Origin of the sequence: Butyrivibrio sp. ob235, assembly GCF_900109475.1 — a bacterium.
Taxonomy (GTDB): domain Bacteria; phylum Bacillota; class Clostridia; order Lachnospirales; family Lachnospiraceae; genus Butyrivibrio.
Genome location: NZ_FOBE01000041.1, coordinates 19,249 through 30,948, shown reverse-complemented (window position 1 = coordinate 30,948; position 11,700 = coordinate 19,249). Strand labels below are relative to the sequence as shown.

Here is an 11,700-nt window from a genome sequence, read left to right as displayed (position 1 = left end):
GCCTTTGAATCCATGGGGTTATTGTCTATTTCTTTCTGTGTTTTCTTTTTCGGAACAACTGCCATATCATAGAAAATCGATGCAGCTGCGGCTCCACCTCCGAAGAGAGCTGTAAAAAGACCAAATAATACGAAATTTCGCTTTTTGCTCATGGGAACCTCCTTTGCAAGTAATGTATAAAAATTTTAGCAAATACTAATAAAATGTGCAATTGGTGGAGATTCAATAGCACATATTAACGAAATATGGTATGATTAATCAAACTGATATTTTGCATAATTTTTTTACGTGATGTATATGAGGGGTACACATGTTAGAAAGGAAACTTGCAGAGAAATTCAGAAGGCTTTACACTGAGAACTCTTTGAAGCTGAAAAATTACGAGGATCAGCTCTTTTTAATTGATGATCCGTTTGACTGGATACAGCTTTTGTCCGAAAGATCTTATGTTATGCGCGAAGTATATGCGGAAAACGAAGAGCTTATGGCTGAGCTGTGGGAAAATTGCTCCGAGGAGATTACTCCGGAGGAGGCAGAGCTTCTTTATGACCTTGCTATAGGTTTTTTCTTTGACGATCACCATGATTTTGTAGTGCTTACTGAGTTTTGCGAGCGCATTCTTCCTGTGTTTAAGGAGATGGATGAGCCGGAGTTTCTGGTTGCAATCTATCATGTTCTGGGGTCTGAGTATGCTCAGTTTTATCGTTCTGTCGGCGATAAGAAGGGCATGAGTATAGCCCTTGATTATCTCAGAGGATCTATCGCGCAGGCAGAGCGCTATTCACAGATTTCCGCTCCTGAAGTTCGGGAGTTTATTTTCCGGGATTATTTACAGCTTATAACATACCTCTCCGGTTTTTATACCGAAAAGGATGAGAGTATACGTCTCTATGACAAGGTATGGGCTCTTTGGAATAATGAGAATGTACAGCAAAGGGATTCAGACAACGAACAGATAAAGGGATTCCTTTCGATAATAGATGATGCATTTATGGCAAAATCCCAAAATATAGATGTTTTGTCTGAAACTGACAGGGAAAAGTATTTAAGCCTCCTGGGTGAGTCATATAGGAGAGCAAAAGAAAAAGACGGTGAAAAGGAAGGAACTCCGGATTTCAGAACCTGCATAACCTATAAATGGCTTCGCGGAGATATTAAAAGTGAAGAAGTTCTGGAGAAACTTATAAAAAGCATAAATGAGATATTGCCAAAGCCAACTTTTTCAAATGATGATCCCATTAATTTTGAGATAGTTATGAGGCATTTTAAATACGCCTGCACGGCAATAATGGTGCTGGAAAAAATGGAGCTTGATGATAATGAAAGAAGTTCCTATCTCGACAGATTTATGCCGACTTCTATGGAAATCCTTTCAAAAGTTCCGTACAGATTTTTCACCGGCGATATGCAGCCTGTATGTGAGCAGTGGTATCATGCGGCAGAGCCTATGCTTTCCGGTGAGCTTAATAAAGTTCAGTTCATAATGCAAATGATAGTAAGACGTCAGCCGTTTACATATATTCATTCGCAGATGGTTGCAAAGATAGCCACGATGATCGGTCAGATTATCCTTGAAAAGGAGCCGGAACTTCTGATAGGTGTCAGAGGGATGGAGACATTAGAAGATATCCAAAAGAGCAAGGCTTACATTTTATCCTTTATAACAATGAGCGGTCTTGTTCATGATATAGGAAAATGCTATATCCCGGATACGATAAACAGGCAAAACAGAAGTCTTAATACAAAAGAATATGCAACCATAAGAAAACATTCCGAGGTGGGTTATCGCGAAGCGCAAAATAATGCCGCATTAAGGCCCTATGCCGATATAATCATAGGTCATCACAAGCATTACGACGGACTTCACGGATATCCTTTAGGATATGATAACAGTGAATCCAAGGAAAAAGTGATAATCGATCTTATTTCCATAGCGGATTCGATTGAGGCAGGAACAGATACTCTTACAAGAAGCTATACAAAGAACAAGGATTTTGAGAAGCTGCTGTCAGAGCTTAAGGCTGAAGCAGGCACAAGGTATAATCCCAAGATTGTAAAGCTTATAGAAGATTCAAAGGAGCTTAGAGAGGAACTTGGGAATCTCACGGGACAGGGTAGATATGATATCTATTACCGTGCTATGCAGGAGATTTTGGGGAACGCCGAGGAAGAACTTCCCAATATTTGATACACATATAAGGAGCATACATGCGATTTAGAACCAGGCTGATGATTACGTCAGCGACCATTGTTATTTTACCGCTTATCCTGGTTTTTGCATCGTTTCTTATCATAAGGAATTCGCTGGCTTATTCATATACGAGTTTTATTACATATATGGTTGTGGCCTTTTTCCTGATAATGCTTGTGACCAGTGTAATATTGACCGCATGGCTCAGGAAGGGTTTCTTCGAGCCGGTGGATGAGCTGAATGTGGCGATGCAGCATATCAAGGACGGCAATTTTGATTATATGCTGCCCACAGATATTGGCGATAAGGGTGAAATAGGAGAACTATACAGAAACTATGAGGACATGCGGCTAAGACTAAAGGAGTCGGCCGATGAAAAGGTCATTAGAGAGGGACAGAATAAAGAACTGATAAGTAATATCTCCCATGATCTTAAGACGCCCATAACTGCGATTAAGGGCTATTCGCAAGGACTACTGGAAGGGGTTGCGGATACTCCGGAGCGGCAGATGAAGTATATTCGTACCATTTTTAATAAAGCAAATGATATGAATAACCTTATTAACGAACTGACGCTGTATTCGAGCATAGACAATAACCGCATACCGTATAATTTTACAAGAATAAATGTTGGGGATTACTTCGGGGACTGTATTGAAGAGATAGGAATGGATCTCGACAGTAAGGATATAAATTTGAATTATGCAAATCTTACTACACCCGATACCCAGATTGTTGCAGATCCCGAGCAGCTAAAGAGAGTGGTTAACAACATAGTAAGCAACAGCGTTAAATATCTTGACAGGGATGACGGTACGGGAAATATCGACATCCGGATACTTGATGAAGTGGACTCTGTCAGAGTTGAAATAGAGGATAACGGAAAAGGTATAGGTGCTTCGGATATTCCGAATATCTTTGACAGATTCTACAGGACCGATTCCTCCAGAAATTCCAAGCAGGGCGGAAGCGGAATCGGACTTTCAATTGTAAAGAAAATCATAGAAGACCACGGTGGCTACATTTGGGCTACAAGCCATGAGGGAGAGGGTACGTGCATGCACTTCGTTTTAAGGAAATACATGGAGTACCATGAAAAGGCGGAAGGTGAAGCAGTGGTTGAACATGATTTTGAAAGTGTATGACAAATAAAAAAGACAGGAGGCCATTGGTATGAGCAGAATACTGATTGTTGAGGATGAAGAAGCGATTGCTGACCTCGAGAAGGACTACTTGGAATTATCTGATTTTGAAGTGAAAATTGAAAACTCAGGAGATGTGGGGCTTCAGACAGCGCTCAGCGAGGAATTTGATCTGGTTATCCTGGATCTTATGCTTCCCGGAATGGATGGATTCGAGGTGTGCAAGAGAATCCGTGAAAAGAAAGATGTTCCGGTTCTTATGGTATCAGCAAAGAAGGATGATATTGATAAGATAAGAGGCTTAGGACTCGGCGCGGATGACTATATAACAAAGCCCTTCAGTCCCTCAGAGCTGGTTGCCAGAGTTAAGGCTCATATGGCACGTTACTCAAGACTTGTTGGAAGCGGACATGACTCTAATGATGTTGTTGAGATAAGAGGACTTCGAATCGACAAGACAGCCAGAAGAGTTTATGTTGACGGTGCAGAAAAGAGCTTCACCACCAAGGAGTTTGATCTTCTTACATTCCTTGCGGAGAATCCTAACCATGTATTTACGAAGGAAGAACTCTTCAGAAAAATCTGGAACATGGATTCAATCGGGGATATTGCAACCGTTACCGTACATATCAAGAAGATCCGTGAAAAAATTGAGTTTGATACCTCAAATCCTCAGTACATCGAGACAATCTGGGGTGTTGGATATCGCTTTAAGGTATGAGCATCGAAGTACTTTATGAAGACAATGACATACTGGTCTGCCATAAACCTGCCGGAGTAGCGGTCCAGAGCAGCAGCGTAACCTCTTCGGATATGGAGACAATGCTGCGCTCGCAGATATTAAGAAGCGGGAAATTTAAGAATAAATCAACACTTCTGTATATTGTTCACAGACTTGACCAGCCTGTGGAGGGAATAATAGTATTTGCAAGAACCAAGAAGGCGGCAGCAGATTTAAGTGCTCAGGTTCAGGCCGGCGCGGAGATGAATAAGATATATATGGCTGTAGTCTTCGGAGCATTTGCCGACGACGAAAAAGAAGGCGAGCTTCGCGACTATATGTATAGGGACGCTGCCAGCAGGAGTGCGGTAATATCTGATTCATCGGATAAGAAAGCGAAGGAATGTTTCCTGTCCTACAAAGTTATATCCGAGAAAGAAATAAATGATATTTCTGCCAATAATGTGGTGGATTTTAGCGAACATAGAAATGATAAGATTTCGCTTGTTGAAATTCATCTTGGAACCGGTAGATATCATCAGATTCGTGCACAGTTTTCAAATGCGGGGCATCCTCTTCTAGGTGACAGGCGGTACCTGTCGGAAGAGAGTGATGAAGTCTCAGCAAGACTCATGGTAAAAGATGTAGCACTATGTGCAAAAGCCCTTTCATTTAAGCATCCTTCCACCGGTGAAACCATGAACTTTGACATCTCACCCCAAGGCCCCATCTTCAATGAATTCTAGTTCATTGGAATTAACCTAAAACCATCCTTGCTATTATCTATCGATTTGTAGATATAGATGGGTTAAAAACAAAAAACAGCCCCGTGAGATATATAGGGATTTCAATCGATTATGCGTATTTTGCAACGAGATTGAAATAACTATATATTTCACGGGGCGTCCTTATGTCAGTTAAACTTCTACATGAGCGTTGGCTTGATCCGGAACGGATACTTCCTTGATGGATTCGTCTATGTCATGGAAGAAGGAACGTGTCTGCACGATTCCCTGCTTTGCATCTTCGAACTCATAAAGGAACTGCTGAGGGATATTTTCCCTGCCATACATTGAAATACGACCGGCATAAGCATGGATGATACTTACGTACTTTTTATCCAGCTCGTAGTTTCTGTAGATCTCTCTGCGGAGACGGGGACGCTTTGCCACAAACTTTCTGATATCCATCTTAAGATCCAGCGGAAGCTCCTGTTCTCTGGCACGAACTGCCTGAAGATACTTAGTGTAAGACTCTTCATCAATTTTCTTGAAGTGATCCGGATACTCAAAACATGCTGCTCCGTCCGGAAGATCCAGCCTTACTTTTCCGTCAGAATAAACCTCTTCAATTCTGGCGACAACCTGAGGTACTAAAGGCTTGTTGTTGTAATCCAAAATGATGACTTTGTCATCCGGCTTATACTTTGTCATAATATTTTCTCCTCTTTTTGCCTTTTCCTGCACCAACAATATAGTCCTAAAAATAGGCAAATTCAAGGGCTTTCCCGCTTTTTTAAGAGGTTTTCGTGAATTTTAAGAAAGTCTCAATAATTTAGTTTGAACCGATTATTATTATGGACTGACCATCGGAATTCAATTCTTCTGAGCTTACGGGATATTCTACTATATTACCTTCGGTATCAGTTGTGACAAAGGACCACTCTGTGCTGTCAGCATATAAAGGCAGAGTGACGCCGGAAAGAATCTGCCAGGGTTCCAAAACACTGCCTTCTTTAAGATAATTTTCGGTTTCAGCTCCGGTAGTTACATCTTTAAAAATTATTGAAGTCAGATTGTAGCCGGTATGGTTTTCGATGTGCTTTAAGACCTCTGTATGTTTTGCGGCTTCATCGGCAGCAGCAATAGACTCTTCAAGGCTTTTATCCATTTTTGAGTAAAGATCTTTATAAGACTGCGTAAGTGCTTCCATCTGAGGAATCAGTTCTTCGGCGTCCTTATCTTTGAGTTTTTCAAAATCAAGAGAATTGAACTCTTCATACTTAGCAGAAAAATCCGAGAGCTCATCACTATAATCTTCGGTAGTCAGTTTTTCATAAAGTGTCTGTGTATCATTCTTCTGTGCGGTAAGAGCATCCCTTGTCTCGGTCATTTTGGCAAGGTTTTCCTCGGATAATCCGCAGGCAGAAAGTATAAATGCTGTTAATAAAGTTGTAAAAACAAGAAGGCTTTTCTTTGACATATTACGGGCTCTCCCAAAAGTTTGATCTGATGCATAACCATCTGGTATTGAGTATAATATATACGTCTGTAAAAGACAAAAAACAGAAAAACTTAAGAGGCAAAAACAAATGAAGAGTAATAGTTCGGAAAATAAAAATACAGATAATAAGACAGAAAAAAAATCTATCGCCGGTGGGCCGATATTTGTTTTTCTTCTCATAATAACGATTCTCCTGAATATTTTTTCATGGGTGATTCCCGGATTTTCAGATATCTATAGCGCTAAGATTTTTCCAATCTGGGTAAATACATATGGAAGATTCACATCGAAATTTCCCTTTTCAGTCGGGGAATTTATGATAATCGCGGGACTAATCTGGCTTGTTATGATTCTGTTTTCAAAGTGGATAAGAAGACACACAATAAGACTTTTGATTATTATCGCACTGGTTATGACTCTAAACTGCTTTGTGAACTATCACACCACACCCATATCCGATACCTATGAAAACAGCAAACTTAAAGATGGTACAAAAAGAGAGTTCACAATAGCTGAGCTTACTGAGCTTCGTGATGAGATAGTAAATATTTGTAATCAGATGTCAACTGAAGTTCCGAGGAATGAGAACGGAGAGTTTAGCTATGATGAGCAGGAGATGAAGGAAACCGCCAGAGAAGCGATGTCGGCGCTCGGCGAGAGATTTCCGAAGCTATCGGGGTATTATGTTACTCCAAAACAGCTCGTCTTTTCGGGATTTATGAGTCAGCAGTACATGCAGGGGTATTTCTTCCCGTTTTCGATGGAAGCTAATTACAACGATATTATGTATATAACCAACAAGCCCTTCACAATGTGCCATGAGCTTGCGCATACAAAGAGTTATATTTTTGAGGATGAGGCGAACTTCCTTGCATATCTTGCCTGCATTAATTCAGACGACATCTTTTTTAGATACAGCGGATACCTTGGAGTTCTAAATTATGTAAATAATGCTTTTTACGCAAACGTTTCCAAGGAAGAGTATCTGTCGCATGTAAAAATCTCAGATCAGGTAAAGAAAGACAATGTTTTTCTAACCGAAGAGAATTGGAAGAAGGTTGAGGAGAGTTCTCCGCTTGATACCGAGACTGTGAAGAAGGCAGCCGATACTTTCGTAGATACTACACTGAAAGTAAATGGTGTAAATGACGGAAAAGCAAGCTATGACAGAGTTGTAGAGCTGATGCTGCTGGAATATTTCATACAAACTTCATAATTACTGTAGAGAATATCTGATAAAATTTTTTATATAGAAAGAAATATTGGGAGATTTAAGTCATGAAACTTCTTCTTGCAGAGGATGAAATGGAATTATCAAATGCGCTTGTTGCCATATTAAAGCATTCAAGCTATACGGTTGATGCGGTATACGATGGACAGGATGCGCTGGATTATATTCTTTCAAGCCAGTATGACGGGATAATACTGGATATAATGATGCCCGGAATGGAGGGCACGGAAGTGCTAAAGAAAATCCGTGAAAAGGGTATTAATACACCGGTTTTGTTTCTTACTGCAAAATCAGAGACGGACGATAAGATAAAGGGTCTTGATCTTGGCGCTGACGATTATCTGACAAAGCCTTTTGAGATGGGAGAGCTTCTTGCCAGAATACGTGCGATGACGAGAAGAAAGGGAGATTTTGCTCCGAATAATTTAAGATGCGGTAATCTGGAGCTCGACAGGGCAAGCTACGAACTTAAAGCAGAGGGGAAAGAACCTGTCAGGCTTGTAGGAAGAGAGTTTCAGATGCTTGAGATGCTGATGGAGAATCCCGGAAGAGTTATATCTGTTGATGCCTTCATGGACAGAATATGGGCAGATGGGGAGGCTGATGTGAATGTTGTCTGGGTTTACATAAGTAACCTTAGAAAAAAACTGGCAGCACTTGAAGCCACCTGCGAAATAAAGGCATCCCGCGGAGTAGGATATTCCATGCATGAAATAAAATAGAACGAATTTAGGCTGGTTTTAGTTTTAGGGAGTACAGTTAAAAAAGCAATTGTATTTTCGGAACCGATGACTATATGAGGGGTATAAAACACAATGGTAAAAAAACTAAGGCGCAAATTCGTCCTGACGGCGATGATTTCTCTTTTGGTTATATTGATAGGGATAATAGGCGTTATAAACATAGTTAATTTCACCCAGGTTCAAACAAGTGCGGATGAAACACTTGATATCCTTTCAGAGAACGATGGAAACTTTCCCGATATGAAAGAATTATTTCCGTTACCGCCGGGTATAAATAATCAGGATGATCAGAATTTTGCTTCTAAAAGTGATGATGTAAATACGATGGGACCTGCACCTTTCTTTGGAGACAGGATGGCATACAACAGATCTCTTGAGATTCCGTTTCAGTCAAGATACTTCTGGGTAAAGCTCAATAAGATGGGAACAACGCAAGAGACGGATACGTCGCATATAGCTGCTGTTTCCGAAGAAGAAGCGCAAGAATATGCAAATAAACTGTTTCAGACAAAGAGCTTTGGACGAGGCTATATCGGAGGACAGTACAGATATCTTGTTCATCAAAATAATGACGGATCCTATCTCATGATATTCATGGACTGCAGTGCAGGCTTCTATAATGCCAATAAGCTGCTTTTTATGACACTTTTGATAGGTCTGGTAGCACTTATAGCGATGTTTGTTCTTGTATTCCTGCTTTCAGGAAAGGCGGTTGCGCCTGTTGTGGAATCACTGGAAAAGCAGAAAAGATTTATTACCGATGCAGGACATGAGCTTAAAACTCCTCTTGCAGTGATATCTGCAAACATGGATGTAATAGAGCTTGAAGCGGGTGAGAGTGAGTGGACCAAGAGCACAAAGAACCAGATAAAGCGCATGGACGGTCTTGTGAAAAATCTGCTTACTCTTTCCAGGATGGAGGAAGAGAATATTGATGCCGTCTTTTCCGAATTAAATATGAGCGCTGTTCTTGAGGAAAGTGCGACATTTTTTATTGCGGTTGCAGATTTTAAAAAGGTTAAGTATACAAGAGAAATTGCTGAGAATATACATATAAACGGAGACAGAAATTCCATTCAGCAGTTATGTACGATTTTGCTAGATAATGCCATGAAATATACTCCTGATGAAGGAGAAGTGAGTGTTTTTCTAAGTGGAGACGAAAGTTCAAGGAATGCTATATTGGAGATATCAAACAGCTGCGAAAATATACCTAAGGGTAAACTGGACAGACTGTTTGACCGTTTTTACAGGGAAGAAAACTCCAGAAGTCGTAAAACCGGGGGCTACGGAATCGGTCTTTCGGTTGCAAAGGCCATAGTGAACTCACACGGCGGTACTATAGAAGCTAAGGCCGTGGGAGAAAACATCATGAAATTCATGATTACTATTCCGATAATGAAAAAAAGCTGAGGGCTATACTACAATTCCAATTAAATCAAGAATGAAACCTGTGAAGGTGCCGATAAGATACAGAATGATAGTAATTTGTAAGTTCTTAGCGGTGCCTTCATTTACTCTGTAAAGAATAAGAAGACCTACGCCGGCGCCTACGAGAAGACCGGACATCATAGCACCAAAGGTTATGATTCCACTCAGATAGAGCTCGGTTATAACAATGGATGCGGCACAGTTGGGTATTAGGCCGACAATACCGGCAAGACCATGACTAAGCACGGCGTTCCCGGAAAGTATACCTGCCAACGTATCCTCACCAACGAGTTCTATAAGGGCATTTAATATCAGTGTAAATATCAGAATATAAATAAAAATATGAATTGTGTGAATAAAGGCGGAGCGAAGAATGTTCCCGTGTCCTTCATGCGAATGGTCGTGAGAAGCTTGCATCTCTTTGGCGACTGATGCCTTGGTAATGGTTTCTTTACTCTCTTTCTGACTTCTGTGAGCCGAAATCTTAGGAGTTTCCTCCTCGCAGTGACAGTGCTCTCTTTTACAAAGCTCATCGATCTTCATTTTTTCAATCTCGGATTTTTTCTTCCATCTGCGATAGCGTCTGACAATAAGGTCAATCAGAAAACCGTAGAATACACCGAAAGCAGCTTTCATAGCGATAATAATTATCATTTTGGATATGGGAACCTGTGCGGAAATAAAAAGCGGAACCATCTCATCGGACGTGGAAAGATAAATAGCAATAAGCGTTCCTATAGTAATAACTCTTCCGGCATATAGGTTTGATGCCGCTGCGGAAAAACCACACTGGGGAAATGCACCGAACACGCCTCCGAAGAGAGGACCGAATTTACCTGCTTTTTGAACCATCTCTTCTGTCTTGTCACCGGTTCTGTGCTCTAAGTATTCCATTATTAAATAGGTGATGAATAAAAAGGGCAGAATCTTAAGCCCGTCTTCTATGGTATCTTCTAAAATCGGAATCCAGAAATTCATATATAATCTCCAAAAGAAAAATCAATGCTTATGAATTCTATTTAATCATTAATATCCTGCGTTTTGCAAATTTCATAAATTTAATATGTTGCCAAATTACAGATTTGCTAATATAATACCTAGTAACTTGATAGGTAAATAGATGCTATAAAATATCATAAACTATAAGTTCCATATTTTCATTAATATATGCTATAATAATTCGGATTATGTGCAAATAAAGCATGGCTTATTGGATATAAAGGAGTAATAGAATGTCAGAACAGTCATTACTGCAGGTCAGAGATCTCTCAGCATCAGTCGAGGATCTGCCGATTCTGCACAATATAAACTTAGAAATCAAGGCAGGCGAGACCCATGTTCTCATGGGACCTAACGGTGCCGGAAAATCAACTCTGGGATACACACTTATGGGTAATCCCCACTACAATGTGACCAAGGGACAGATTCTGTTTGACGGACAGGATCTTACAAATGAGTCTGCTGATAAGAGAGCAAAGGCAGGAATGTTCCTGTCTTTCCAGAATCCTCTTGAGGTTCCCGGTATTTCACTCGGAAGTTTTGTGAGAAATGCTCTTCATGAGCAGACGGGCAAACCGGTAAAGCTTCTTCAATATAAAAAGCAGCTCGGTGAAGCTATGGATCTTCTTACTATGGATGGTGAGTATGCAGACCGTGATCTGAACGTAGGCTTTTCAGGCGGTGAGAAGAAGAAGGCAGAGATCCTGCAGATGCTCATGCTCAACCCTAAGCTTGCCATCCTTGATGAGACTGATTCCGGTCTTGACGTTGATGCCGTAAGAACTGTTTCCAAGGGTATTCAGGAGTACCAGAAAAAGAAGGATGGTGCTCTTTTAATCATCACACACAGCACCAAGATTCTTGAGTCACTTCATGTTGACTATACTCATGTTCTTGTTAAGGGACATATTGTTACAACAGGTGATGGAAGCCTTGTTGAGGAGATCAATGAGCACGGTTTCGAAAAATACGTAAGATGTGAAGGATGCGATGGCTGTAGCCCGCTGAAATAAGGAATA

11 protein-coding genes are annotated in these 11,700 nt (G+C 40.6%); 8 read left to right on the top strand and 3 right to left on the bottom strand.

Going from position 1 to position 11,700, the window contains the following annotated elements; all coding sequences use genetic code 11:
* Window positions 1–310 precede the first annotated feature (310 nt).
* The 4 genes from BMW61_RS19610 to BMW61_RS19595 are packed head-to-tail and all read left to right on the top strand — an operon-like array spanning window position 311 to window position 4,800.
* Window positions 311–2,188, top strand: coding sequence for an HD-GYP domain-containing protein (locus tag BMW61_RS19610; RefSeq protein WP_091825482.1), 1,878 nt, complete (start codon window positions 311–313; stop codon window positions 2,186–2,188).
* A gap of 20 nt (window positions 2,189–2,208) precedes the next feature.
* The gene (locus tag BMW61_RS19605; protein ID WP_091825479.1) at window positions 2,209–3,336 is read left to right on the top strand and encodes a sensor histidine kinase; all 1,128 of its coding nucleotides are present in this window, start codon (window positions 2,209–2,211) and stop codon (window positions 3,334–3,336) included.
* Window positions 3,337–3,364: 28 nt separating this feature from the next.
* Window positions 3,365–4,054 (top strand): response regulator transcription factor, encoded by a 690-nt coding sequence (locus BMW61_RS19600; RefSeq protein ID WP_022761768.1) that lies wholly within the window; start codon window positions 3,365–3,367, stop codon window positions 4,052–4,054.
* Complete coding sequence (locus tag BMW61_RS19595) at window positions 4,051–4,800, top strand: RluA family pseudouridine synthase (protein ID WP_091825477.1); 750 nt, start codon at window positions 4,051–4,053, stop codon at window positions 4,798–4,800. Before BMW61_RS19600 ends, BMW61_RS19595 begins: the two co-directional genes overlap by 4 nt.
* Before the next feature lie 171 nt (window positions 4,801–4,971).
* On the opposite strand, the gene BMW61_RS19590 is transcribed toward BMW61_RS19595, so the two are convergent.
* Window positions 4,972–5,487 (bottom strand): hypothetical protein, encoded by a 516-nt coding sequence (locus tag BMW61_RS19590; protein WP_022761766.1) that lies wholly within the window; start codon window positions 5,485–5,487, stop codon window positions 4,972–4,974.
* A 121-nt stretch (window positions 5,488–5,608) separates the two neighbouring features.
* Complete coding sequence (locus tag BMW61_RS19585) at window positions 5,609–6,256, bottom strand: hypothetical protein (RefSeq protein WP_091825474.1); 648 nt, start codon at window positions 6,254–6,256, stop codon at window positions 5,609–5,611.
* Window positions 6,257–6,365: 109 nt separating this feature from the next.
* On the opposite strand from BMW61_RS19585, the gene BMW61_RS19580 reads away from it, so the two are divergent.
* From BMW61_RS19580 to BMW61_RS19570, 3 genes are all read left to right on the top strand, one after another.
* A complete protein-coding gene (locus tag BMW61_RS19580; protein WP_091825472.1) occupies window positions 6,366–7,493 on the top strand; it encodes a DUF3810 domain-containing protein in 1,128 nt (375 codons plus the stop codon).
* A gap of 62 nt (window positions 7,494–7,555) precedes the next feature.
* On the top strand, window positions 7,556–8,230 hold the full coding sequence (locus BMW61_RS19575; protein ID WP_091825469.1) for a response regulator transcription factor: 675 nt from the start codon (window positions 7,556–7,558) through the stop codon (window positions 8,228–8,230).
* Between the two features lie 93 nt (window positions 8,231–8,323).
* Window positions 8,324–9,664 carry a sensor histidine kinase gene (locus BMW61_RS19570; RefSeq protein WP_091825466.1) on the top strand — a complete coding sequence of 447 codons (1,341 nt, stop codon included), beginning with the start codon at window positions 8,324–8,326 and terminating at the stop codon, window positions 9,662–9,664.
* Between the two features lie 3 nt (window positions 9,665–9,667).
* Here BMW61_RS19570 and BMW61_RS19565 read toward each other — a convergent pair whose 3' ends face one another.
* Window positions 9,668–10,660: a putative manganese transporter gene (locus BMW61_RS19565; RefSeq protein ID WP_091825463.1), complete on the bottom strand. Its 993-nt coding sequence runs from the start codon at window positions 10,658–10,660 to the stop codon at window positions 9,668–9,670.
* Between the two features lie 254 nt (window positions 10,661–10,914).
* On the opposite strand from BMW61_RS19565, the gene sufC reads away from it, so the two are divergent.
* The gene (gene sufC / locus BMW61_RS19560; RefSeq protein WP_022761760.1) at window positions 10,915–11,694 is read left to right on the top strand and encodes a Fe-S cluster assembly ATPase SufC; all 780 of its coding nucleotides are present in this window, start codon (window positions 10,915–10,917) and stop codon (window positions 11,692–11,694) included.
* Window positions 11,695–11,700: the final 6 nt, after the last annotated feature.

Coding starts and splice junctions, on each gene's coding strand:
- BMW61_RS19610 (WP_091825482.1), top strand. CDS start 311: ATGTTAGAAAGGAAACTTGCAGAGAAATTCAGAAGGCTTTACACTGAG.
- BMW61_RS19605 (WP_091825479.1), top strand. CDS start 2,209: ATGCGATTTAGAACCAGGCTGATGATTACGTCAGCGACCATTGTTATT.
- BMW61_RS19600 (WP_022761768.1), top strand. CDS start 3,365: ATGAGCAGAATACTGATTGTTGAGGATGAAGAAGCGATTGCTGACCTC.
- BMW61_RS19595 (WP_091825477.1), top strand. CDS start 4,051: ATGAGCATCGAAGTACTTTATGAAGACAATGACATACTGGTCTGCCAT.
- BMW61_RS19590 (WP_022761766.1), bottom strand. CDS start 5,487: ATGACAAAGTATAAGCCGGATGACAAAGTCATCATTTTGGATTACAAC.
- BMW61_RS19585 (WP_091825474.1), bottom strand. CDS start 6,256: ATGTCAAAGAAAAGCCTTCTTGTTTTTACAACTTTATTAACAGCATTT.
- BMW61_RS19580 (WP_091825472.1), top strand. CDS start 6,366: ATGAAGAGTAATAGTTCGGAAAATAAAAATACAGATAATAAGACAGAA.
- BMW61_RS19575 (WP_091825469.1), top strand. CDS start 7,556: ATGAAACTTCTTCTTGCAGAGGATGAAATGGAATTATCAAATGCGCTT.
- BMW61_RS19570 (WP_091825466.1), top strand. CDS start 8,324: ATGGTAAAAAAACTAAGGCGCAAATTCGTCCTGACGGCGATGATTTCT.
- BMW61_RS19565 (WP_091825463.1), bottom strand. CDS start 10,660: ATGAATTTCTGGATTCCGATTTTAGAAGATACCATAGAAGACGGGCTT.
- sufC (WP_022761760.1), top strand. CDS start 10,915: ATGTCAGAACAGTCATTACTGCAGGTCAGAGATCTCTCAGCATCAGTC.